At 67.7% G+C, this 25,281-nt stretch carries 17 protein-coding genes; 2 read left to right on the forward strand and 15 right to left on the reverse strand.

What is annotated here, in order from left to right:
• Positions 1-46: 46 nt before the first annotated feature.
• From AWC31_RS12310 to glf, 13 genes are all read right to left on the reverse strand, one after another.
• Entirely contained in the window at positions 47-1,600 is a 1,554-nt protein-coding gene (locus AWC31_RS12310) for an acyl-CoA carboxylase subunit beta (protein WP_067855090.1), read from the reverse strand.
• Positions 1,597-7,011 (reverse strand): polyketide synthase Pks13, encoded by a 5,415-nt coding sequence (pks13, locus tag AWC31_RS12315; protein WP_085144535.1) that lies wholly within the window; start codon positions 7,009-7,011, stop codon positions 1,597-1,599. Before pks13 ends, AWC31_RS12310 begins: the two co-directional genes overlap by 4 nt.
• Positions 7,012-7,067: 56 nt before the next feature.
• Positions 7,068-8,960 (reverse strand): long-chain-fatty-acid--AMP ligase FadD32, encoded by a 1,893-nt coding sequence (gene fadD32 / locus AWC31_RS12320; RefSeq protein WP_067855087.1) that lies wholly within the window; start codon positions 8,958-8,960, stop codon positions 7,068-7,070.
• Between the two features lie 231 nt (positions 8,961-9,191).
• Positions 9,192-10,202, reverse strand: a complete 1,011-nt coding sequence (culp6, locus tag AWC31_RS12325) for a carboxylesterase Culp6 (RefSeq protein WP_085144536.1) — start codon at positions 10,200-10,202, stop codon at positions 9,192-9,194.
• Positions 10,203-10,220: 18 nt separating this feature from the next.
• Positions 10,221-10,700, reverse strand: coding sequence for a DUF732 domain-containing protein (locus AWC31_RS12330; protein WP_067855165.1), 480 nt, complete (start codon positions 10,698-10,700; stop codon positions 10,221-10,223).
• A gap of 54 nt (positions 10,701-10,754) precedes the next feature.
• On the reverse strand, positions 10,755-11,657 hold the full coding sequence (locus tag AWC31_RS12335) for an alpha/beta hydrolase-fold protein (RefSeq protein WP_067855081.1): 903 nt from the start codon (positions 11,655-11,657) through the stop codon (positions 10,755-10,757).
• A gap of 141 nt (positions 11,658-11,798) precedes the next feature.
• Positions 11,799-12,800: an esterase family protein gene (locus AWC31_RS12340; RefSeq protein WP_067855078.1), complete on the reverse strand. Its 1,002-nt coding sequence runs from the start codon at positions 12,798-12,800 to the stop codon at positions 11,799-11,801.
• Positions 12,801-12,946: 146 nt separating this feature from the next.
• Positions 12,947-13,990, reverse strand: coding sequence for an esterase family protein (locus AWC31_RS12345; RefSeq protein WP_085144537.1), 1,044 nt, complete (start codon positions 13,988-13,990; stop codon positions 12,947-12,949).
• Between the two features lie 73 nt (positions 13,991-14,063).
• Positions 14,064-16,109: a terminal beta-(1->2)-arabinofuranosyltransferase gene (aftB, locus tag AWC31_RS12350; RefSeq protein WP_374214038.1), complete on the reverse strand. Its 2,046-nt coding sequence runs from the start codon at positions 16,107-16,109 to the stop codon at positions 14,064-14,066.
• Positions 16,087-17,028, reverse strand: a complete 942-nt coding sequence (locus tag AWC31_RS12355; protein ID WP_085144538.1) for a decaprenyl-phosphate phosphoribosyltransferase — start codon at positions 17,026-17,028, stop codon at positions 16,087-16,089. The genes aftB and AWC31_RS12355 overlap by 23 nt, the downstream gene beginning before the upstream one ends.
• Before the next feature lie 41 nt (positions 17,029-17,069).
• Complete coding sequence (locus AWC31_RS12360) at positions 17,070-17,627, reverse strand: phosphatase PAP2 family protein (protein ID WP_085144539.1); 558 nt, start codon at positions 17,625-17,627, stop codon at positions 17,070-17,072.
• A gap of 1 nt (position 17,628) precedes the next feature.
• Positions 17,629-19,566, reverse strand: a complete 1,938-nt coding sequence (locus AWC31_RS12365; RefSeq protein WP_085144540.1) for a glycosyltransferase — start codon at positions 19,564-19,566, stop codon at positions 17,629-17,631.
• Positions 19,567-19,583: 17 nt separating this feature from the next.
• On the reverse strand, positions 19,584-20,777 hold the full coding sequence (gene glf, locus AWC31_RS12370; RefSeq protein WP_085144788.1) for a UDP-galactopyranose mutase: 1,194 nt from the start codon (positions 20,775-20,777) through the stop codon (positions 19,584-19,586).
• Positions 20,778-21,007: 230 nt separating this feature from the next.
• On the opposite strand from glf, the gene AWC31_RS12375 reads away from it, so the two are divergent.
• A complete protein-coding gene (locus tag AWC31_RS12375; protein WP_085144541.1) occupies positions 21,008-21,955 on the forward strand; it encodes a hypothetical protein in 948 nt (315 codons plus the stop codon).
• Between the two features lie 129 nt (positions 21,956-22,084).
• On the forward strand, positions 22,085-23,692 hold the full coding sequence (locus AWC31_RS12380; RefSeq protein WP_085144542.1) for an N-acetylmuramoyl-L-alanine amidase: 1,608 nt from the start codon (positions 22,085-22,087) through the stop codon (positions 23,690-23,692).
• Here AWC31_RS12380 and AWC31_RS12385 read toward each other — a convergent pair.
• Together AWC31_RS12385 and AWC31_RS12390 are read right to left on the reverse strand one after the other, a co-directional pair.
• On the reverse strand, positions 23,689-24,513 hold the full coding sequence (locus AWC31_RS12385; protein ID WP_085144543.1) for a Cof-type HAD-IIB family hydrolase: 825 nt from the start codon (positions 24,511-24,513) through the stop codon (positions 23,689-23,691). The two genes, AWC31_RS12380 and AWC31_RS12385, sit on opposite strands and share 4 nt — an antisense overlap.
• On the reverse strand, positions 24,510-25,274 hold the full coding sequence (locus AWC31_RS12390; RefSeq protein WP_085144544.1) for a lysophospholipid acyltransferase family protein: 765 nt from the start codon (positions 25,272-25,274) through the stop codon (positions 24,510-24,512). Before AWC31_RS12390 ends, AWC31_RS12385 begins: the two co-directional genes overlap by 4 nt.
• Positions 25,275-25,281 lie beyond the last annotated feature (7 nt).

A 25,281-nucleotide genomic window follows, 5' to 3' on the forward strand; every position in this document is an offset into this window, starting at 1 on the left:
ACACGCTTGTGAGTAACGGCGTGGGATGAACGCCCACCGCAAACGGCTAGATCGGGAGCAGGCCGTGCTTGCGCTGCACGCGGCCGTGCTTCTGCTTGTCGCGCAACAGATGAAGCGACTTGCGCAGCAGCAGCCGGGTCTCGTGCGGCTGGATGACGGCGTCGATGAATCCGCGCTCGGCCGCGATCCACGGCGTGGCCATGTTCTCGTTGTAGCCCTTGATGAAGTCGTCGCGGATCTTGCGCACCTCGGGCGCAGTCGGATCCGGGAAGCGCTTCACCAGCAGCTGCGCCGCGCCCTCGGCGCCGATCACCGCAATACGCGCGGTCGGCCACGCGAAGTTGAGATCCGCCGACAGCTGCTTGGAGCCCATCACCGCGTACGCGCCACCGTAGGACTTGCGGATCGTGATGGTGACCTTCGGGACGTCGGCCTCGACGACGGCGTTGAGGAACCGGCCGCCGCGTTTGATGATGCCGCCCTTCTCCTGCTCGACACCGGGCAGGAAGCCGGGGGTGTCGACCACGAAGATCAACGGCAGGTTGTAGGAGTCACAGAACCGGACGAACCCGGCCGCCTTGTCCGAAGCCTCGTTGTCGATGGCGCCCGACATGTGCATGGGCTGGTTGGCGATGACCCCGACCGGATACCCGTCGACCCGCGCGAACGCGGTGATCATCGACTGCCCGCGCTGCGCAGCCACGTCGAAGACGTCGCCGTCGTCGAAGATGCGCAGCAGGATCTCGTGCATGTCGTAGGCCATGTTGTCGGCGTCCGGCACGATCGAATCGAGCTCGAGATCGTGCGGCGTGATCTCCGGCTCCAGGCCAGGGTTGACGATCGGTGCGTCGTCAAAAGTGTTGGCGGGCAGGAAGCTCAGGTAATCGCGGACGTACTGGAACGCGGCCTTCTCGTCCTCGACCACCTGGTGGATGTTGCCGTACCGCGCCTGGGCGTCAGCGCCGCCGAGCTCGTCGAGGCTGACGTCCTCACCCGTCACGTCCTTGATGACGTCCGGGCCCGTCACGAACATGTAGCCCTGGTCGCGCACCGCGACCACGAGGTCGGTCTGGATCGGCGAATACACCGCTCCGCCTGCGCATTTACCGAGGATGATCGAGATCTCCGGCACGAAGCCGCGCAGCAGTTCGTGGCGCCTGCCCAGTTCGGCGTACCAGGCCAGCGAGGTCACCGCGTCCTGGATGCGCGCGCCGCCGGAGTCGTTGATGCCGATCATCGGGCAGCCGACCATGGCCACCCACTCCATGAGCCGGGCGACCTTGCGGCCGAACATCTCGCCGACCGTGCCCTGGAACACCGTCTGGTCGTGGCTGAACACGCCGACGGGGCGGCCGTTGATCGTGCCGTGGCCGGTGACGACGCCGTCGCCGAACAGCGCGTTGGGATCGCCGGGCGTCTTGCAGAGCGCGCCGATCTCCAGGAAGCTGCCGGGATCGAGCAGTGCGTGGATGCGGGCCCGCGCGCTGGGGATGCCCTTCTTCTCGCGCTTCGCGACGGCCTTCTCACCGCCGGGTTCCTTTGCCAGTTCGAGCTTCTCGCGGAGTTCGGCCAGCAGCTCGGCAGTGGTCTTGTTCGTCACTTGTGCTCGCTCTCAGCTTCGATACGGTTGAGCGCCTCGCTCATATGCGCACCCACTTTGGCAATGTACGGCTCGTCGATCGCCTGGATGTGCTCACCCCCGATGGGCACGACCTCGAGATCCTTGACGAACTCGCCCCAACCACCGTCGGGCTGACGGGTCGCGTACGCGGGCTCGAACACGATCGCGTCATCGTGATAACGGTCGGCCATGTACAGCGTGACGTGTCCGTCGAAGGGCTGGACCTCGATGGTGTCCAGGGCGCGCTGGTCCAGGTACGACGTGCGCTGGTGCTCGATGATCCCGCCGGGGATCTGCACACCGCTCTCCTTGATGACGTCGAGCACGAACTTCACCTGGCCCTCGTCGTCGAGCTTTTCGAGCTCCTCGTACGGGATCTCGGGAATCTCGACGTTGAAGGTGCGCTCGGCGAACCGCGCGTAGCGATCCCACCGGGCCCGCATGCCCTCCTTGGACTGGTCGATCGGCTCGCCCGGCCGGACGCAGTCGATCAACCCGACGAAGCGCACGTCGGCGCCGGCCTGCCTGAGCCCGATCGCACACGCGTAGGCCAGGGCACCGCCGAGCGACCAGCCCGCCAGCACAAACGGGCCCTTGTGCAGCTCCAGCAGCTTGGGCACGTACTCGGCCGCGCGCTCTTCGATCGAGCCCTCGACGCGCTCGATGCCGTAGATCGGGGTGTCGGCGGGCAACCGCTTCATGAGCGGCTCATAGACCACCGTCGACCCGCCCGCCGGGTGGAACACGAAGACGGGAACGTGCGACGAGCCCTCCTTCGGCGCCCGCAGCGTGCGGACGAACCCGTCGACCACACCTTCTTCGAGCTGATCGCGAACGGTGCTCGACAACTCCTCGATGGTCTTGGCCGACTTCACGTCGTCGACCGTGATGATGCCCTCGGCGCGCTCCGACAGGCGTTCGGCCATCTTGGTCGCGGTCGCATCGTCGATCGCGGGCAGCTCGTTGAAGATGCCGCCCGGCGACTTGCCGGTGACGATCGCCCACGTCGCGAACGTGACGCGTTCGGCCGCGTCCCGCGGCGGCACGTCGGCGCCGAGCGCCTCGGTGACGGCCTCCTGGGTCAGCACCTTGGCGGCAGCCGCCGCGGCGGTCGCCTTGTTCGGACCGGACGGGCCCGACGGATCCGTCGGCGGCGGCGGGACTGCCGGTCCGCTGGGATCTGTTGGCGGCGGCGGGATCTCGAGCTTCAACTCGCCGTCGTCGGCAGGTGACTCGGCCGCCTTGTCCGCGGCGATGGGATGCCCGGCCTCGGAGAGCTTGGCCTCGACCTCGGCGACACTCGACGCCCCGCCGAGAAGCTCGGCCTGCTCAGCGGCAATCTGCTCGGCCGTCTTGCCCTTCTGGGACTCGGCGAGCTGATCGACCTCGTCGCGATGCTCGATCGCGTACTTGATGAGCTCCTCGACGTTGTAGAGGTTGGCGTCCCGCACCGCGGTCAGCTGGATCGGCGGCAGGTCGAAGTCGTACTCGACACGGTTCTTGATGCGCACCGCCATCAGCGAATCGAGACCGAGCTCGATCAGCGGCACCTCCCACGGCAGGTCCTCGGGCTCGTAACCCATTGCGGCGCCGACGATGGTGCCGAGCCGCTGCGCGACGGTCTCACCCGAATCCGGTGACCACTTCTGGAACTCGGCGCCCATGCCGGCTCCGGATGTCAGGTTGTCGTGCAGGATCTCGGCATCATCCTCGGGCTCGGGCTCGGCGACCGCGGCGACCTCGGTGGCAGCGGTGGCGACACCGACACCGACCGCGGTCGGCAGCGCCGCCGCGGCACCGCCACGGGTCACGATCGCGTCGTAGACGAGCGTGAAGGATTCCTCGATGCGCGCATGCACCTGCACGGTCGCACCGCCGGGATGACGCGTCAGCGTCGTGACCAGCCGCGCGCCATCGGCGGGCACCGCGCGCTGCTCGAACGCCGTCAGCTTGGCATCCGGAAGCACCTGCACGGCAGCGGCTTTGACGAGTGCGGCCAGATCGGCGGCACCCTTCGGCACGTACTCCCACACGTGTTTGCCGTCCGGCGTCGCGACGTGGTTGCCCGGCATGACCGCCGAGCTGTCACCAGTGAAGTGTGCGTCGAGCCAGTGCTGCTTGCGCTTGAACCGCGTCGGCGGGATGTTGGCGAAGTCCAGTGCCCCGGCCAGCCCGGTCGACCGGCGCGGGAACAGCGTCCGGAAGTCGAGGTCGTGGCCGTGCACGTACAGGTGTGCCATGGCCGAGATCATCGAGGCGACCTCGTCCTGCTTGCGCGCGAGCGTCGGAATGAGCTGCGCGTCGTGCAGGCCCGCCGACGCCGTCGTCAGCCCGACCTGCATGAGCGCCACCGGGTTCGGCGCGAGCTCGAGGAACGTCGTGTGGCCGTTGTCGACGGCGTTGCGGATGCCGTGCGTGAAGTAGACGCTGTGGCGCAGCCCCTTCTTCCAGTAGTCCACGTCGTGGATCGGCTCGGCGCCCGCGCGGATCAGGCGACCCTCGTGCACGGTCGAGAAGTACGCCGTCTGAAGCGGTTTGGGCTCGATGCCCTGCAGTTCGGCGGCCAACTCGCCGAGCAGCGGGTCCATCTGCTGGGTGTGGCTGGCGCCCTTGGTCTGGAACTTACGGGCGAACTTGCCCTCCGACTCGGCGCGCGCGATGATCGCGTCGACCTGGTCGGGCGGCCCGCCGATGACGGTCTGGTTCGGTGCCGCGTAGACGCACACCTCCAGGTCCGGGTAGTCGGAGAACACCGTCTTGATCTCGTCGGCGGAGTACTCCACCAACGCCATCAGCCGGATGTACTCGCCGAACAGCATCGCCTCGCCCTCGCCCATGAGGTGGCTGCGCGAGCAGATGGTGCGCGTCGCGTCGGCCAGCGACAGGCCGCCGGCGAAGTACGCCGCGGCCGCCTCGCCGAGCGATTGACCCACCACCGCAGCGGGTTTCGCGCCGTGGTGGCGGAGCAGTTCACCGAGCGCGATCTGGATGGCGAAGATCACCAACTGGACCACTTCGATGGGATATTCGCACGTGGCCTCGGTGTAGTCGACGGAGTCGTCGAGGATCAGCTCGAGGATCGAATAGCCACGCTCGTCCTGGATCAGCGCGTCGACCTTGTCGATCCACTCGGCGAAGACCGGCTCACGCAGGTAGAGACTCTTGCCCATCTTGCGGTGCTGGGCACCGAATCCGGCGAGCACCCACACCGGCCCGTTGGTCACCGGGCCGTCGGCGGTGATCACGCTCGGATGCTGCTTACCCTCGGCCAGCGCGCGCAGACCCTTGATCGCCTCGTCGTGGTCGTGGGCCAGCACCACTGCGCGGGATCGGCCGTGGTTGCGCCGCGACAGCGACCGCCCGATCGATTCGAGCGACGACGCGCGGCCTTCCTCGCTGTCGATCCAATCGGCCAGCTCGGCCGCCGCAGCCTTCTTGCGCGAGGTCAGGAATGCCGAAACAGCGAGCGGGACAACCTTCTTCGTGGGCTCGGCCGCCTCAGCCGCCGCGAGTTCCTCGCGGGCGACCTCGAGCAGGCGCTTGGCTTCGTCGGTCAGGCCGGGCAGTTCGTGGCCGGCCTCGTCGTAGGACGGATAGCCGTCGCCATCGCCGGACTCGTCGTCGTGGATGAACTCGCCGTACTCGTCCATCCGCACACCGCCCACATAGACGGCGTTGGCGTCGTCGGAAGCCGACTTGTCCTCGGACACATCCGGTTCGGGCTCGGGCTCGACGAGATCGCTCGGCAGCACCTCACGCAGCACCAGGTGGGCGTTGGCACCACCGAAGCCGAAGCCGGAGACACCGGTGATGGCATGCCCGCTGTAGCGCGGCCAATCCGAGACGGTGTCGTTGACCTTGAGGTGTTCCTTGTCGAAGTCGATGTAGGGGTTGGGCCCCGCGTAGTTGATCGACGGCGGCAGCTTGTCGTTGGCGAGCGACAGCGTCATCTTGGCCAGGCTCGCCGCACCGGCGGCCGACTCCAGGTGGCCCACATTGGATTTCACCGCACCGAGCAGCGCAGGCTTGTCGGCGGCGCGGCCACGGCCGACCACGCGGCCCAGTGCGTCGGCCTCGATCGGGTCGCCCAGGATCGTGCCGGTGCCGTGCGCCTCGATGTAGTCGACGTCGCGCGGATTGATGCCGGCGTCCTTGTAGGCCTTGCGCAGCACCTCGGCCTGCGCGTCGGGGTTGGGCGCCAACAGGCCGTTGGACCGGCCGTCGTGGTTGACCGCGCTGCCCGCGATGACCGCGAGGATCTGATCGCCGTCGCGGCGGGCATCGGAGACGCGCTTGAGGATCAGCATGCCGCCGCCCTCGGAACGCGCGTAGCCGTCGGCATCCGACGAGAACGACTTGATCCGGCCGTCGGACGCCAGCACGCCACCGACCTCGTCGAAACCGACCGTCACGAGCGGTGTGATCAAGGCGTTGACACCGCCGACGACCGCGACATCGGCCTCACCGGCCCGCAGCGCCTGCACACCCTGATGCGCGGCCACCAGCGAGCTCGAGCACGCGGTGTCGACCGACACCGAGGGCCCGCGGAAGTCGTAGAAGTACGAGACGCGGTTGGCGATGATCGAACTCGCCGTACCGGTGATGGCGTACGGGTGCGCGACCGACGGGTCGCTCATCGCCAGGAAGCTGTAGTCGTTGGTCGAATTGCCGATGTACACACCGACACTCGCGCCGCGCAGGCTCGATGCGGGGATGCGCGCGTGCTCGAGCGCCTCCCACGTGAGCTCGAGCGCCATGCGCTGCTGCGGGTCGATGTTGTCGGCTTCCATCTTCGACAGCGCGAAGAACTCGGAGTCGAAACCCTTGATGTCGGACAGGTATCCGCCGCGCGTGCGGGCCTTGGCGACCCGCTCGGCGATGCGCGGCTCGTCGAGGAACTCCTCCCACCGGCCCTCGGGCAGGTCGGTGATGCAGTCCTTCCCGGCGAGCAGGGCCTCCCACATCTCGTCCGGGCTGTTCAGATCGCCGGGGAAGCGGGTTGCGACGCCGACGATCGCGATGTCCTCGACATCGCGGTCACGCGACCAGTCCTCGTCGTCGGGGTTGAATTCGACCTCCGGTTCACCCTCGATGATCACGGTGGCCAGCGACTCGATCGTCGGGTGCCGGAACGCCACCGTGGCGGTCAGCGTGACACCGGTGAGGTCCTCGATGTCGCTGGCCATGGCGACCGCGTCACGAGAGGACAGGCCGAGTTCGACCATCGCGGTGGACTCGTCGATCGCGTCGGGTGACTGCCCGGTCGCGTTGGCGACCCACTTGCGCAGCCACTCTCGCATCTCGGCGACGCTCATGTCCGGGCGCGATGCCGGCGCAGCCGCAGGCTCGGTGGCCTCTGGAAGATTCGAATCGTTCTGTGTTTCATCCATTTTCAGGTCACCTTTGCCAGTCGGCGGCACATACCGCCGGTCGGGTGGGAGTCAGATCAGTCGGTCTCGTCCGGGAACGCGTTGGCCACCTTGCCGCTGCGCAGGCTGCCGTCCAGGTAGGCGGCGCGGCAGGCGCGGCGGCCGATCTTGCCGCTCGAGGTCCGCGGGATCGCGCCCGCGGCGGTCAGCAGCACGTCGCGCACCGTGACGCCGTGACGCACGGCGATCGCGGCGCGGATGTCGTCGGTGATCGGTCCGACGTCGAGCTTGTGCGCGCCGGGAGCCCGCTCGGCGACGATCACCAATTGCTCGGAGGTGTCGTCGGCGTCGCGCTTGAGGCCCGAGTGCGCGTTCTCGAACACCTCGTCGGGCAGCTGGTTGGCCGGCACCGAGAATGCCGCGACGTACCCGGTACGCACGGCCTTGCTGGCTTCCTGCGCGGAGTACTCGAGATCCTGCGGGTAGTGGTTGCGGCCGTCGATGATGACGAGGTCCTTCACGCGGCCCGTGATGTAGAGGTCGCCGTCGTAGAAGGCGCCGTAGTCACCGGTGCGTACCCAGGTGGCGTCGTCGGCCGCGCCTTCGGCGTGCGACGGACTGGTGCGCGATTTGAGGATGTTGTGGAAGGTTTCGACGGTCTCGCGCTCTTTCCCCCAATAGCCCGTGCCCATGTTCTGGCCGCTGATCCAGATCTCGCCGATCTGGCCGTCGGGCAGCTCGGTGGCGGACTCGGCGTCGACGATGACCGCCCACTCGGCGATCCCGACCTTGCCCGCCGACGCCTGCGCGACGGCCTTGGGCGAATCGTCGTCCACCTCGACGATGCGTCCCGAGTTCAACGCGTCGCGATCCACCGAGATGATCTTCGGCTCTTCCGCCGACGGCGTGGTGGACACGAACAGCGTGGCCTCGGCCAGGCCGTAGGACGGCTTGATGGCCTTGGGCGGGAAGCCGAACGGGCCGAACGCCTCGTTGAACCGGCGCACCGTGGCCGCCGAGATCGGTTCACTGCCGTTGAGGACGGCCTTGACGTTCGACATGTCGAGCGGCGGCGAGCCCTCCTTCGGCACACCGCGGGCCGCGGCATGGTCGAACGCGAAGTTCGGGGCCACCGAGATGGTGCCGCCGGTGTCGCCCTCCTTGCGGGCGAGCTCGCGGATCCAGCGTTCGGGGCGACGCACGAACGCCGCAGGCGTCATGAACGTGAAGTAGTGGCCGATCATGGGCGCCAGCAGCGCCGTGATCAGGCCCATGTCGTGGAAGAACGGCAGCCAGGACAGGCCGCGGTCGCCTTCCTCGCCCTCAAGTGCCTCGATCACCTGGACGACGTTGGTGGCCAGGTTGAGATGCGTGATCTGCACACCGGTCGGGATGCGCGTCGACCCGGAGGTGTACTGCAGGTAGGCGATCGTGGTCTCGTCCGGCTCGTCCGGGTTGATCCACGTCGCCGCGACGTCATCGGGCACCGCGTCGACCGCGATCACCCGCGGCCGCTGGTTGGCCGGCCGGCTGCGGAAGAACTTCCGCACGCCCTCGGCGGCCTCGGTGGTGGTCAGGATCGCCGACGGATGGCAGTTGTCGAGCACCGCGTGCAGACGGCCGACATGGCCCGGCTCGGACGGGTCGAAAAGCGGGACGGCGATGCGGCCTGCGTAGAGGGCGCCGAAGAACGCGACGAGGTAGTCGAGGTTCTGCGGGCACAGGATCGCGACGCGGTCACCCGGCTCGGTGACCTGCTGCAGCCGCGCGGCCACCGCCTTGTTGCGGGCACTGAACTGAGCCCAGGTCAGATCGCGCGCCACACCGTCGCGCTCGGTGGAGAAGTCGAGGAATCGGTACGCGAGCTTGTCCCCGCGCACCTTGGCCCAACGCTCGACGTGGGCGACGATACTGCTGCCGTCAGGGAACTTGATCTGTCCGTTCTTGATGAACGGATTGTGGAACGGCATATCACTCTCCTGTCAGAGCCGCACTCATCGCGTTGTCGCACGTAATTCGCGGTGCGTCGCAGCCACTCGACCGGCCGAACGTACCCAAACCCGGAGCATCGTACCGGGCTTGCGGATCTGTGCTCACCGATCAGCAGATCCCGGCTGGCCATCTCCTCGCGTGCGAGGTGCTCTTACTTTTCTCTTAATGTTAAGGGAACTTACTAGTCCCGACCAAATCCGGCGCGCGCATCATCCGTGTTTGGGATGCGGCGCGTTCTCCACGAGGCCCTTGGCCCAGTTCAGCGTCCACTGCGTGGCCGTCTGGCCGTTTTCGACCCAGAACTGCGGAGTGTTGTACAGCGCGTGCACGGGGCCGGCCGCGCTGCCTGACAACGTCTCCAGAGTCTTAGGAAGATTGAGGATCGAGAACGCTTCCTCGGGTGCCGAGCAGATCAGATCACCCGCACCGCAGATCTCGAACGTGCGGTCGTTGAGCGCCCCGAACCCGCCGGGACGCGGACCCGTCATCGACAGACCCAGCGCCGAGAGCGTCGGGACCTCGTGCAACGTGATCTCGGCGCCCTGCCCGACGGGATTCGGGCCGACGTCCTGGCCGACGCCCATCTGCCTGCGGCCGTCGGCGATCAGCGTCACGCCCAACACGAGATCCTGGTCCACCGGCCCCCGGCCGTTGCCGATGTCACTCGCGACGTCGCCGCCGATGACCGCACCCTGCGAGAACCCGGCGATCACATAGCTCGTCAGCGGGCACCGCTCGTTCATGTCCGTCATCGCCTTGACCGTGGCGCGGGTGCCCTCGGCGCGGCTGTCGTTGTAGGACATCTGCTTGTCGGCCGAGAACGGGTTATGGAACTGCGCGGTGTAGGGCACGGTGAACACCTGCAGGCGCTCGGGCGGGAACTGCTCGGCCATCGGCCTGCTGATGTTCGACATCAACGACAGCGGGAACTGCGTAGGGTTGAACGGATCGTCGGTGGGCGAGGACTCCCAGGTACCCGGGATCGAGATCATCATCACGTCCGGGCAGTCCGCCGACTGGAACTCCGGACGCGGCTTGCGGGTCGTCGGCGGCGCGGGCACCCCGGCGGGCGGCTGGGCGCTCGGCGGCGCCGACGGCGTCTCCGGACGCCGCATCACGACCACCACGATGGCCACCACGAGGACCACCACGAGCGCCATCGCCCCGGCGGCGATCAGAGCCAGGATGCGGTGGCGCTTACGCCGAGCGTTCTTTGCCATGAATTGTTAGTGCTCCTGCTAGCAGAGTCGTTCGGTTGCGATGCGGATGTAGTCGGAAGTGGCGGCGTTGACCTCGCCGGGCACCTCCACTCCCCCGTCCCCCGAATGGGCGGTGCGGACATCGCTACGCACCAGCGGCAGTACGAAATCCCACACCGCCTGATCATTCTGCTTGGCAGCCCGGGCCTGGCACACATGCGACCCGATCGACAGCGCCAGCAGGTCACTGGACGGGTTGACGCCGGCCTCGCGCAGCGCATCCAGATACGCCTGCTGCTGGCTGCTGACGACGAGCTGGCCGTTACGGCCCTGCTGCGGCGACGCGGCAACCGACGGCAACACACCCGACTGCGCCTGCGTGTCCTTGATTTGCGAGCTCGGCAGAGCCAGGGGCGCCATGATGTCGCTGCCCGCATCGCACCCGGTGAGCAGCGATGCAGCCGACACCGCGAGGGCCGTCGCAATGGCCGGGGTGGCCGACCGTACCGTGTGCTGCACGACTCCACCGTACCGGCTGCCCAAAAGTGCCCCGGCGCAGGTGATTCGCGTCAACTACTGGATCGTGGCGACCAGTTCGCCCGACATCAGCGCCAGTTGCGGCGCCCAGCTACCCCAGTCGTGCTGCCCGGCCGACGGGAAGTCGAAGTGCCCGTTGCTGCCGCCGACCGCGCGGTAATGCTGATAGAACGCACGGTTGCTGCCCTGGGCCTGATCGCAGTAACCGATCATCGCGGCAGGATCGCTACAGGTGAGGGTTCCCGGGCTGAACACCCACAACCGGGTGTTCGCGTTGGCCAGCAACTGCACGTGCACGTCAGGGTCGTGCCACTTCCAGCGGCCGAATTGTGGCGGTCCCCACATGCGGTTGGTGTCGACGTTGCCGAACCGGTTCAGCCCGGCCGTGATCGCGCCGTTGAGGGTCGTCGCCGACGGCGTCAGGAATCCAGACAGCGAGCCCGCGAACCGGAACCGGTCCGGGTGGAACGCGGCCAGCGTCAACGCGGCGGTACCGCCCTGGGCGGCGCCCACAACGCCGTGCCCGTTGGGTGCCAGCCCCTTGTTGGCGGCCAGCCAGTCCGGCAGCTCCACCGACAGGAAGGTCTCCCATTGCTTGCTGCCGTCCTGCTCCCAGTTCGTGTACAGGCTCCACGCCCCGCCGGCCGGCGCGGCCACCGAGATGCCGCGGCCCGCGAGCGTCGTCATGGCATGGCCGGCGTTGACCCAGTTGCTCACGTCGGGTGCGGCATTGAACGCGTCGAGCAGGAACACCGCGTGCGGGCCGCCGCCCTGGAACGCGACGGGAATGTCGCGGCCCATGGCCGCCGACGGCACCATCAGGAACTCGACGCCCTCGGCCCGCGCGGGCGCGCCGGTGGCCGTGGACGCCGTCCACAACCCGGCAGCCAGAACCGCCGACAGCAGAATCGCTCGCACCACACTCACCGCACGCCTCATCCTCAACCCTCCTGCTGCCGACCCGCGTTGTAGTGAACCACATCCGTGCCGCGGGTTACGCCGGAAACGACTGACGGCGGCGACCCCTCATGGGATCGCCGCCGCCAGCTCAACTCGATTCGGCCGTCAGCCGCCGTCCGCTCAGGCGGTCGGGGTGGCGCCGAGCACGCGCTGCAGGTCAGGCTTCATGGCCTGCAGCTGCTGGCCCCAGTAGGCCCAGTTGTGCGTACCGCTCTGCGGGAAGTTGAACACCGCGTTCCGGCCACCGGCCTCGATGTACTTCTCCTGGAAGGTCGAGTTCGTCCGGCAGACGAAGCCCTCGAGGAACTTGGCAGGCATATCGGTGCCGCCCAGCTCGCCCGGCTTGCCGTTACCGCAGTACACCCACAGGCGGATGCCGCTGTTCGCCAGCGCGGCGACGTTCTCGGTCGGGTCGTTGGCCTTCCACGCCGGGTCGTCCGACTTGCCCCACATGTCCTCGGCCTTGTAGCCGCCGGCGTCACCCATCGAGACACCGATCAGCGTGGGCCACCAACCCTCGGACGGGTTGAGTGTCCCCGACAGGGAACCGGCGTAGATGAACTGCTGCGGGTGGCGCAGCGCCAGCATCAGCGCGGACGAACCGGCCATCGACAGACCGACCACGGCGCTGCCGGTCGGCTTGACGTCCCGGTTGGCGGACAGCCAGGCAGGAAGCTCCTGGGTAAGGAAGGTCTCCCACTTGTAGGTCTTGCAGCCACCGTCCTTGCTGCCGCACGCCGGCTTGTACCAGTCGGCGTAGAAGCTGGACTGACCGCCGACGGGCATCACCACGGAGATGCCCGAGTTCAGGAACCACTCGAACGTCGGGAGCTCGATGTCCCAACCGCTCTGGTCCTCGCGGGCGCGCATGCCGTCGAGCAGGTACAGCGCGGGAGCCCCCGGGCCACCACTCTGGAACTCGACCTTGATATTGCGCCCCATCGCGGCCGACGGCACTTCGAGATACTCGACCGGCAAGCCGGGTCGAGACCAGGCTCCAGCGGTCGCCGAGCCGCCGACGACGCCGACCAGGCCAGGCAGCACGGCCGCGATCGCGGCCGCAACCGTCAGCCGGCGCGACAGGCCTGCCGCTGCGCCGCGCATCTTCCCAACGAACTTCATTCCGCTCCCTATCTGATCTCTCATCTGTCGTATTCCAGTCATATTTCGCGAGCCGGGTCCCCTGACCCAGCCGGCTCGCGTGCCCGTGTAGTCAACCACACGTGCGCGTGACGTTTCTTTCCAGCAGTTGTCGTCCTGGTTGCCCCTCAGCCGTTCAGTGTCGCGATCAGGTCTGGTTTGAGGGCCGTCAACTGCGAGCCCCAGTAGGGCCACGCGTGGTTGCCCGCCGGCGGGAAGTGAAAGCTCGCGTTGCGACCGCCGGCCTTGACGTAGGCGTCCTGAAAGTCCTTGTTGCTCTTGATCGCCAGCGTCTCCAGACTGTTGGCGCTCATCGCCAGATTGGGGTCGGCGCCCTCGTCGAGCGGCGTCGAGCCACCCGGCGCGCAGTAGATCCACAGGCGCGTACCGTTCGCGACGATCTTGGCGACCTGCTTGACGGGATCGTTGCGCTTCCAGGCGCCGTCCCATGGCGCACCCCACATGTTGTCGACGTTGTAACCGCCCGCATCGAGCATCGCGACCCGGATCGCCTGCTGCATCAGCAGCGCCGACGGGTTGAGGAAGCCGGACAGCGACGCCGCGTAGCGGAACTGTCCGGGGTGATAGGCCGACAGGATCAGGGCCGCGCTGCCCGACATCGACAGCCCGACGACGCCGTTGCCGGTATGCGAGACCTGCTTGTTCGCGGCGAGCCACGCCGGTAGCTCCTGAGTGAGGAACGTCTCCCATTTATAGGTATAGGTCTGGTTGTTGAAACTCGACGGCGAATACCAGTCGCTGTAGAAGCTGGACTGCCCGCCGACCGGCATTACCGTGGAGATGCCCGATCCGTAGAACCACTCGAACGCCGGGGTGTTGATGTCCCAGCCGCTGTAATCGTCCTGTGCGCGTAGGCCGTCGAGCAGGTAGACCGCTCGGCTCGGCGTGGGCGGCGCAGGCGCGGCGGGTGCGGCCCCGTCGGCCGGTGGCGGGGGCGCCTCGGACGGCCCCTGGAACTGCACCCGGATGTTGCGGCCCATCGACGGCGAGTACACGTCGAGGTACTCGACGGGCAGACCTTCCCGGCTGAAGGCCGAAGCGCTCGGTTCGCCGCCGGCCACCACGGCAAGTGTGGGCAATGCCACAGTCGCGGCGGCGATCGCCAGGATGCGGCGGCCCCAGATCCGCGCAGCGTTCACCCCAGGAGTCATCGGCGCTTCTCACCGTCCGTTCGTATGTCCATGGCCCGTGCTCGCTTGCGTATCGACAGCGCGCGGCCGGGCGTTACGGACCGGTCGCGGGCATCCCGGTGTAGGGCGGTTGTTTGGGCGGGGGGATCTCCAGCCCGCAGCGCTGCAGTTCGTAGAGCGGCACGCGGTCGATCCGGTACTTCGTGAACTCGTAGGCGTGCCACAGGTTCGACAGGAACCGGCGCGGGGTCAGTTCGCCGCGTACGGAATTCAGCATCGCGTCGGTGGCCGGGCACTTGAGCGCCGCCTCGGCCTGGGCGATCCAGTCCTCGTCCAGATATGCGGGGACGTACGGGTGGGTCTTGATGAACGGGCCCTCGGCAACCGCCCAGTCCGGGAAGAGGTTCTTGTCGTGCCCGATGCGGCCGTCGGTGAGGCGCTGCGTGTGCATCGCCATCGGGTTTGCCAGGCCGATCTGGTCGATGACCCGGACATCGAGCCCCACGTTCATGCCGAGCATGCCCATGTTGGTGAAAAACACTGTGTGCGGGGCCTCGTACGCCGCGCGGACATCGGGGGGCGTATCGGGCGGCAGCGGGATCGCGGGCACGACGTCCCACTGGTCGTAGTTGCCGGAGGGCAGCAGAAGGGCGCCTTCGGGCGTGTTGTTGATCGCGGTGAGGACCGCGCGCATCCGTGGGTAGTCGAGATAGTCGGCAGCCGTCAGCGGATGTGCGTGCCCGGTGGCCTGCGCGTAGAAGCGCCGCTCGTCGACGATGCCGGTGTAGGTGACGCGGGTGGCATCGGCACCCATGCCCGGCGAATTCGCGGCCCAGATCGACCAGCCCACGATCGCGGCCCACAGCACGCTCGTCGCCGCGGCCAGCAGGTAGCCCGTCTCCCTGGTGAACTTCGTGCCGTCGGGCAGCACCACCGGTATCACCGCCACCGGTGCCAACATGCAGAACAGCGGCGTGAGGAGAACCCGGCCGTGCATGAAGTCCCCGCCTTGGCGCACCCAGTAGATGCCCTGCAGCAGACCGCTCAGCACCATGAAAATCACTACGGCAGGGGGGCTCTGGATGGTCCGCGACAGCCGGCCGTACCCCCGCGGCACCTGCCTGCGCAGCCACCACGGCCGAGTCCTGGTGGCCAGCAACACGATTCCCAGCAGGGCCAGCAGGACCGCGGGAACCCACAGGAGATAGGGCTGATTGAAGTTGGTGAGGTAGACGAAACCCTGCGACCATTTCGAGCCCGACGCGTCCTTGGCGACCGCGGTGCCGGGCACGAGCAGCGCGTAGTAGCCCATGCGGAAGATCTGATAGGCCACCGGCAGCAGCCCGCCCGCCACGATGATCAGCACCCGGCGGCGCCAGCCGCGCGCCGCGACCAGCATCATGACGAGCACGCCAACGCCGATGAGCGCGAGCTCAGGCCGGACCAGCACGCTCAGTCCCGCCACGACGGCCAGCGCACCCTCGAAGAACCGGCCGGGGATGTCGCGCGGCTCGGCCTCGGCCGCCCCGCGATCGGGCGTGGCCGGATGAGCGCGCAAGGCCTGCGACCAACACACCAGCATCCACCACAGCAGGCCCAGATACGCCAGCACCAAACCGTTTTCGAGACCCGAGGTGGCGAAGTCGCGGGCCGGTGGGACCGCGATGTACACCAGTGCGCCTGCCGGCAACAGCAACGCCCGCCGCCCCTGCAGGCTCGGCGCATACAGCCGGCCGGTGCCGAGCATGACCAGCACAACCCCGAGGATGCTCAGGATCAGGGCGAGATAGAGCACGACGTACTCCAGCCGCACCGAGCCGCCGATCCAGGCGAAGAACGTCACGAGGTAGGTCCACAGTGTCGAGGTGTTGGCCTCGACGCGTTCACCGGCGTTGAACACCGGGCCGTTGCCCGCCAACAGGTTTCGGACCGTGCGCAGCACGATCAGGCCGTCGTCGGCGATCCAGCGGCGCTGCCACGCACCCCACCCGAACAGCCCGGCCACCACCAGCACACTGACCCAAAGGCTGATGCGGACCGAGATGTCGTACGGGAACGCCGGCCAGCGGACCGCGCGTTCCCCGGTGCCGCCGGCGAGGCGGCGGGCATTCAGCCGGTCAGCTGAAATAGATGGCTGCACCGATGGTTCCGATCCACGCCAGGAACAGGATCTGCAACACCCGGTCTTTCAGCGCGATCTCCTCGGGCTCACCGGCGATGCCGCCATCGATGTCTACTGCGTAGCGCAGGATCGCGACCGTCCACGGGACGATCGTGACCGCGTACCACGACGCGTCCTGCCCGTCGATCCCCAGCGGATCGCTCGCGCTGTCGCGGCCGAAGGCCCACAAACCGTACGACACCACGACTGCGGTGGCCGACAGCGTCCACACGAACCGCAGGTAGCTGCTCGTGTAGCGCTCCAACGACTTACGGATCTTGGCGCCCGTTCGCTCCGACAGCTGCAGTTCGGCATACCGCTTTCCGGCCGCCATGAACAACGAACCGAAGGCCATCACCAACAGGAACCATTGCGACAGCCCGATGTCGGCGGCCACGCCGCCCGCGATGGCGCGGATCAGAAAGCCCGACGACACGATGCAGATGTCCAGCACGGCCTGGTGTTTGAGGCCGAAGCAGTACGCGAGCTGGATGATCAGATAGACGGCCATGACCACGGCCAGGTCCGGCGTGAGCAACCACGAGATGATCAGCGAGGCCGCCGCCAGCAGCACCGCAAGCGTGTATGCCATCCACTCCGGCACCACACCGGCCGCGATCGGGCGGAAGCGTTTGGTCGGATGGGCGCGGTCGGCCTCGACGTCACGGGCGTCGTTGACCAGATAGATCGACGACGCGGCCAGGCAGAACACCACGAAGGCGATCGACACCTTGACGGCGAGATCGCCGTAGTCGTACTGGATGCCACTGCCCACCGCGGCCAGCGGTGCCGCGAGCACCAGCAGGTTCTTCACCCACTGACGGGGCCGCACCGCCTTGACCAGTCCGGCAGCCAGATTCTTCGGCGGGCCGGCGACCGGCTGGGCTTCCTCACTCATGTGGGTTGTGCTCATCTTCGCTGCACTCCGTTGCGACCTGCTCACCGACGCTCATCAGTCTCCTTCGGCCCGGCACCCACAGAATCCGAGATCCTACCGACCGCCTTGCCGACTGTTTTCCCGACGATCGTCCCGACGACCACCCCGGTCAGCACATCGGTCGGATAGTGCACGCCGAGCACCAGTCGCGACAGCGCCATCGGCGGCACCAGCAGCGCGGGCATCGGCAGCCCGGTCGTCCGGGCCAGCAGCACCGCGGCGGCGGTGGTCGAGGTCGCGTGCGCCGACGGGAAACTGAGCCGGCTCGGTGTCCCCACGTTGACGGCGATGTCCGGATGATGCGGCCGTTCCCGGCGCACCACGCGCTTGATCAACACCGCGGCGGCGTGTGCGACGAACGCACCGGCGCCCACCGCGATCCACGACTTGCGCCGCGCCGGCTGGGCCACCGCACCCACGGCGGCCAATGCCACCCATCCCGCACTGTGCTCACCGAAGTGCGACAGGGCGCGTGCACCGGCCAGTACCCCTGGCCGGCCGGCCAAGGCCGATTGCACGGCAACCAGCACGGCGTCCTCGCCGCGTGGGGCGTCGCTCATGTCAGACTTTCTCCGCCGACTCGGTGAGCAGCACCGACTCCCACTTCTGGGTGCTGGTCAGGGTGGGCAGGGCACCGCGGTACACCTTGCGCATCCGGTTGAACTGGCGGGCCACCCGCGCCTGCTGGCGCAGCGAAGCCCTAAGCAGCTCAAACATTTTCGCGCGGTCACGCTGGCGGTACACCACGCCGCGGCCGTCTGCGGTGGTGACGGTGACACCGTCGACCCGGCACAGCGAGAACCACCTGGCGTCCTGCGTCGCCACGTTGATCTGCGGCCGCACGTGTGTCTCGGGGTCGTGTTCGCGCAACTGGTGGACGACGCCCCTGGCCAGGTTGACCGCGATCGCGGCCTTGGACACCGGGATGCCGATCTTCTTGCGCTTCATGTCCGACGGCGGCGGCAGCGCGGTGGCACCGGGCAGCACGACGGCGTCGGGGTACTCCGAGCGCATCTTGCGGATGTCGGGCAGGGCCGACTCCAGGATGGAGAAGATGTGTTCGGGACCGGCCAGGAAGTCCTCCATGGCCTTGTTCTGGATGGCTACCGTCGAATACTCAAGGCACAGAAGGTGTTTGAACGTGGCCTTCAGATGGCTGGCCAGCAGGCCGCTGATCGGGCCGTCCCAGTGCAGCGCCGCGACCACCAGGCGGTTGCGCAGGTGGAAGTAGGCCTGCCAGTCGATCGCGTCGTCCTTGTCGCTCCAGGCCATGTGCCAGATCGCAGCACCCGGAAGCGTGATGGTGGGATAGCCGTGCTCACCGGCCCGCAACCCATATTCCACGTCATCCCACTTGATGAACAGCGGCATGGGCTGGCCGAGTTCCTCGGCGACCTGGCGCGGGATCATGCACATCCACCAGCCGTTGAAGTCGACGTCGATGCGGCGGTGCAGCAGCTTGGTGCGCGGTTGTTCGGCGTCGCTCAGCGCGTACTTGGCGAAATCGTGGTCGTATTCGGCATTGGGCGCCGCGGACCACATGAAGTTCGTGCGATCCACCATCTCGCCCATGATGTGCAGGTGTGAGGGCTCCTGCAGGTTGAGCATCTGGCCGCCGACGAGCGTCGGCTCTTTTGCGAACCGGTTCATCGCGAGCGCCCGCAGGATCGAATCGGGTTCGATGCGGATGTCGTCGTCCATGAACAGGATCTGTTCGCAGTCGGTGTTTTTCAGCGCCTCGTACATCACCCGGCTGTAGCCGCCCGAGCCGCCGAGGTTCGGCTGGTTGTGCACGGACAGCCGGCTGCCCAGCCGCGCGGCCGCCTCGTCGAAGCCGGGGTGGTCCTTGGCCTTCTTGGCGCCCTGGTCGGAAACGATGACCGCCGAGATCACCTCGTCGACGAGGGGATCGGCGGTCAGCGCGGCCAGTGCGTTGACGCAGTCCGCAGGCCGGTTGAAGGTCGGGATCCCCACGGCGACGTTGGCGCGGCCCGGCGCGGGTGTGGGGGCGTACCAGCCTGCGCTGTGCACGCGCACGGCGGTGTCGGTGGTGATGTCGAACCAGATCCACCCGCCGTCTTCGAACGGCGAGATGTCGATCTCGAATTCGACGGCCGCGGGTTCGGCGGAGTCGCCGCTGGAGACCGGAGCGCCCCCGACCGTGATGCGCGCACCCGTCGCCTTGGACCGGTACACGTCGACGCGCGCGCTGCCGGTGAGTTCGACCCGCAGCACCACGGTGTCCAGCGTCGACCAGCGCCGCCAGTAGCTGGCGGGGAACGCGTTGAAGTAGGTGGCGAACGAAACCTCGGACTCGGCACCGATTTCCAGCGTGGTACGCGTCGGCGCGTGCGCGCGCCTGGCGTTGGTGGCCGATTCCTCTATATAGAGCTTGCGGACGTCCAGTGGCTCGCCCGGTCGGGGCAGTATGACGCGGGCCAGCAGACTGACCGCCCTGGATTCTCCGGCATCCAATGCGCCGGACGGGATGTCACTCATGCGTTGCTGCTTCCTGTTCACGTCTCGGGATCGGTTATCAGCGGCGCACCGTCGGACAGATGCGGTGCCAGGGTGTTGTCGTACATGCTCAGTGCGCTCGCGATGGCCATGTGCATGTCGAGGTATTGGTACGTGCCCAACCGGCCGCCGAAAAGCACCTTCGCCGACGCGGTCTCGGCCTTAGCCCGGGCCCGGTAGGCCGCGAGCAGCTTGCGGTCGGCCTCGGTGTTGATCGGGTAGTAGGGCTCGTCGTCGTCGGCCGCGAACCGCGAGAACTCCCGCATGATCACGGTCTTGTCGGTCGGGTAGGCCCGCTCGGGATGGAAGTGCCGGAACTCGTGGATGCGCGTGTACGGCACCTCGATGTCGTTGTAGTTCATCACCGGCGTGCCCTGGAAATCACCCGTGTCGAGCACTTCGACCTCGAAATCGAGTGTGCGCCAGCCCAGCCGGCCCTCGGCGTAGTCGAAGTAGCGGTCCAGTGGTCCGGTATAAACAACCGGCGCGTCGGGGTTCTCGGCCCGCAGCGCGTCGCGGACGTCGAACCAGTCGGTGTCCAGCCGCACCTCGATCCGGTCATCGGCGGCCATGTTCTGCAGCCACGCGGTGTACCCGCCGGCGGGCAGACCTTCATACGTGTCGTTGAAGTAGCGGTTGTCGAACGTGTAGCGCACCGGCAGCCGGGTGATGTTGGCCGCGGGCAGTTCCTTGGGATCGGTCTGCCACTGCTTGGCGGTGTAGTGCTTGATGAAGGCCTCGTAGAGCGGCCGGCCGATCAGCGAGATGGCCTTCTCTTCGAGGTTCTGCGCATCCTCGGTCTTGATCTCCGAGGACTGCTCGGCGATGAGGGCGCGGGCCTCGTCGGGCGTGAAGTAGCGGCCGAAGAACTGGCTCACCAGGCCGAGTCCCATCGGCAACGGATACGCCTGGCCCTTGTGCATCCCGAACACCCGGTGCTGGTAACCGGTGAAGTCGGTGAACTGCCGCACGTAGTCCCACACCCGCTTGTTCGAGGTGTGGAACAGATGGGCCCCGTACTTGTGGACTTCGATACCGGTCTGCGGATCGGCTTCGGAATAGGCATTACCGCCGATGTGCGGGCGACGTTCGATAACAAGGACACGCTTGTCCAATTGCGTCGCCACGCGCTCGGCGATCGTCAGACCGAAGAATCCGGAACCGACGACATAGAGGTCAAAACGAGCGGTCATCGGCAGCCAGGGTATCCGACCGCCCCGCCGCGCCCCGAATTCGACGGCGGCCGCAGGTCGCGATTCGCTCACAATTCAATATCGTCACTCTAGACCCACTAGTCACACCCGTACCATCGATCACGTTGGCGCTCATGGGCTTCGCACGATCCCGTCCGTAGCCGCTGACGAAGCAAGCGGATCGCACCAGCTGCAATCCGACATGCAGTCCAAATATTGAGGAGACTTCCGTGCCGAACCGACGTCGACGCAAGGCCTCGACAGCCATGAGCGCAGTCGCCGCCCTGGCAGTCGCAAGTCCAGTCGCATTAGTGGCCGTTACCCAGCTTTCCCCTGCACCACAGCATCGTGAGTTCACGCAGGCCGCCCTGGTCACCGACCTGCCGGGCGAGTTGATGTCCGCGCTTTCCCAGGGCCTGTCGCAGTTCGGCATCAACCTGCCGCCCATGCCGACCGGCATGCTGACGGGCAGCAGCCCGATGCCGTCGCTCGCGTCACCGACCCTGACCTCGCCCGGTCTCGCCTCACCGGGGCTGACCTCCCCCGGCCTCACGTCGCCCGGTCTCACGACGCCCGGCCTGACGTCACCCGGCCTGACGTCACCCGGCCTGACCACACCCGGTCTCACCACCCCCGGTCTCACCGATCCGGCGTTGGCCACCCCCGGCCTGACGTCACCGGACGGCGCGTTGCCGTCGACGCCGTCGCTGACCGATCCGGGCCTGACCAATCCGTCGCTCACCAACCCGGCGCTGACGAATCCCGCCCTGACCAGCCCGGCAGGGGCGGTGCCCGGCGGACTGGCCACCCCGGACCTCGGTACGCCCGGCCTGACCACACCGGCGCTGGGCACCGATCCGTCGCTGACCCCGATCTCCAACGCGGCCGGGTTGCCCGCACCGGGTGAAGTGCCGATCTCGGCGCCGATCGGTCTGGATCCGGGACTGGGTGCCACCTATCCGATCCTGGGCGACCCGTCGCTGGGTGCGATGCCCGCGGCCAGCACCGGTGGCGGCGGACTGTTCGGCGACCTGTCCAGCGCTGCCGAGCAGCTCGGCGCCGGCCAGGCCATCGACCTGCTCAAGGGCATGGTGATCCCGGCGATCACGTCCGCGATGAAGTCCGGTGTGCCCGCGGCGCCGCCCGTACCCCCGGCACCGGTGCCACCGCCGGCCTGACCCAGTAGTCCTATTACGAAACGGCACCGCAGAAGCCATCGAGGCTCTGCGGTGCCGTTGCGCAATTAGACAGCCTATCCAGCCGTGTCGAATCATTGGTAACAACAGACTCATACGTAACATCAGTCCGTGCAGTCACGCCGCCCAGCGCCGTCGATCCTGTTCACCGCAATCGCGGCGACCGTCGTGATCCTGCCGTGGGCGCTCACCGGCATACCCGGAAGCGACGAGTCCGACGCGAAAGACGCCGCGCCCGCCCTCACCCAGCAGCCCCTCGAGAACCTCGGCGGCGGTGAGAGCATCCGTGAGATCCACCAGGACGAACCGTTCTCGATGGTCGCGCTGACCGCCCAGGATCTGCGCGGGACCTCGGCCCGCGTACGCGCCCGCAAGGCCGACGGATCCTGGGGGCCGTGGTATCAGGCCGAGAACCTCGACGGCGTCGGCGCCGACACCCCGGGGCCGCGCGGCACCGAGCCGGTGTTCGTCGGCCGCACCAACACCGTGCAGATCGCCGTGACCCGGCCCCGCGACGCCGCCATCACCCCGGCCGCGCCGCCGGCCGCCGAGGGGCCCGGGCTCGGCTACAGGCCGGCCACCGTGCAGCAGCCCATCGCCGAGAACATCAACGCAGTGTTGATCAGCCCGCCTCAGACGCCGGTGGACATCGGGCCGCTGCCGACCGCCGTCACCGCCCCCGGCGTCCCGCCGAACATCATCAGCCGCGGCCAGTGGGGCGCCGACGAGTCGATGCGCTGCGGACCCGTCAAGTACGACAAGGTGGTTCGCGCCGGGATCGTGCACCACACCGCGGGCAGCAACGACTACGCACCCGAGGATTCCGCAGGCATCGTGCGGTCGATCTACGAGTACCACACGAGGACGCTGGGCTGGTGCGACATGGCCTACAACGCGCTCGTCGACAAGTACGGCCAGGTGTTCGAGGGCCGCGCAGGGGGCATGGACAAACCCGTCGAGGGCTCGCACACCGGCGGCTTCAACCACGACACCTGGGGCGTGGCGATGATGGGCGACTTCAACACCGTCCCACCCACGCCGATCCAATTGCGCACCACCGGAAGACTTCTGGGCTGGCGACTCGGGCTCGATCACATCGACCCGCACGGCACCGTGGTGCTCACGTCGGCGGGTGGGTCGTTCACCCACTTCCCGCGCGGTGCGGCCGCGACGCTGCCGACCATCTTCACCCACCGCGACGTCGGTATCACCGAGTGCCCGGGCAATGCCGCGTACGCCGAGATGGGCCGGCTCCGCGACATCGCCGCGCGGTTCAACCGGCCGCCCGGCCCCGAAGACCTGGCCGAGCAGATGCGCGGCGGTGCGATCTACGACCGCTGGCAAGCCCTTGGCGGGCCCGGCGGCGTGCTGGGCAACCCCACCTCACCGGAGACCCCGGCCCTGGACGGCGCCCGCTACGCCAGATTCGAGAAGGGTGCGGTGTACTGGTCGCCATCCAGCGGCGCCGAGCCGGTCACCGGTGCGATCTACGAAGCCTGGGGCGCACTGGGATTCGAACGCGGCGCGCTCGGTCTGCCCACGAGCGCCGAGATCGACGAACCGCAGTGGATCGTGCAGAACTTCCAGCACGGCACGTTGAACTTCGACCGGGAGAAGGGCACCGTCACCCGCGTGATCGACGGGGTTCCGCTCGAGCTGCCGCCGCCGTCACCGGATCACGAGCCCGTGCAGCTGGAGCGCTTCAGCCGGGTCTCCTAAGACCACCAGCGTTCGAGCACGTGTGCGACGCCGTCCTCGGCATTGGTGACGGTGACCTCGTCCGCGGCGGCCACGGCTTCCGGGTGCGCGTTACCCATCGCCACCCCGCGTCCGGCCCAGCTCAGCATCGGGATGTCGTTGGGCATGTCGCCGAATGCGACGATGTCGGCGTCGGTGAGCCCCAATGGCGCGGCCAACTGCGCGACACCGGTGGCCTTGCTGATGCCAAGCGGCACCACCTCGATCAACCCGTTGTTGGTCGAGTACGTGATATCACCCTGCAGCCCAATGTGTTTGAGCAGTTCGGCAGCCATATCGGCGCTGCGCGCGCCGGCCTTGCGGATCAGCAGTTTGACCGCAGGCGCACTCAGCAGATCCTCGATGGACACCTCGGTGTTGTCGGGGTTGAGCCAGGCGTGCTCGTAGCCCGGCGAGCTCACGAACTGCGGCGTGGCCGCGTCGTGTGCCGAGCGTCCGACCCTTTCGACCGCAAGGCCCGCACCTGGTATCACCCGGGTCGCGATCTCGGCGAGCTCGCCGAGCACGTCGGCCGACAAGGTCTGCGCCGACACGATCCGGTCGGTGGCCGGGTCGTAGATCACGGCGCCGTTGGCGCACACCGCCATCGGCGCCAAACCCAGACCGTCGACCACCGGCTGGATCCAGCGCGGCGGGCGGCCCGTCGCGAGCACGAACGTGGTGCCCGCCTCGACCGCGGCCTGCACTGCGGCCCGCGTGCGCGGGGTGACCTTCTCGTCTTCGTCGAGCAGGGTGCCGTCCACATCGGTGGCGATCAGCCCCGGCGTTCTGTCAGGGGTCACCGATTGTTTCCCGTCGCTTCCTGTTGTGCGCGCTTGCGTGCGCGTTCGGCGAGTTCGGCTTCGTCGAGGCGTTTTGCCTCCGAAAGCGTCGGGGCGCCACCGCCGAGCCGACGCGGAACCCAGTACGCGCCTTCCGGCGCGGGATAGTCGCGCTGCACCTCATCGAGCAGACCCGACATCGCGGCGCGCAGCGCTGCGTCGAGTTCGCTTACCGACCCGAGCGGCGGGACAGGCTTGCCCACCGCGACGGTGATCGGGATCTTGCTGCGGCCCAACGATTTCGGATGGTCCTTTGTCCAGATGCGCTGTGCGCCCCACACGATCAGCGGAATCATGGGCACACCCGCCTCAAGCGCCATCCGCACGGCGCCGGTCTTGAATTCCTTGAGCTCGAAGCTGCGGCTGATCGTGGCCTCGGGGTAGACCCCGACCAATTCGCCTGCCTGCAGCGCCTTGACCGCGACCGCATATGCGCCCGCCCCGGCATTCCGGTCGACCGGGATGGTGCCGGTGTGCTTGATCAGATAGCCGACGATCTTCACCTGCTCCATCTCGGCCTTGATCATGAAGCGCATCCGCCTGCCGCGTTCGGTCGCGGCGAGCCCGGCCGGCAGGAAGTCGACGTAACTGGTGTGGTTGATCGCGACGACGGCACCGCCCGTCGTCGGCAGATTCTCCAGTCCGATGAAGGTGATCTGAGATCCGGTCGCGCGGACTCCGAGCCGTGCCGCGATCTCCAAACTTCGGAAAACCGGTTCCATACGCGTG

Source organism: Mycolicibacterium wolinskyi (assembly GCF_002101965.1).
Classification (GTDB): domain Bacteria; phylum Actinomycetota; class Actinomycetes; order Mycobacteriales; family Mycobacteriaceae; genus Mycobacterium; species Mycobacterium wolinskyi.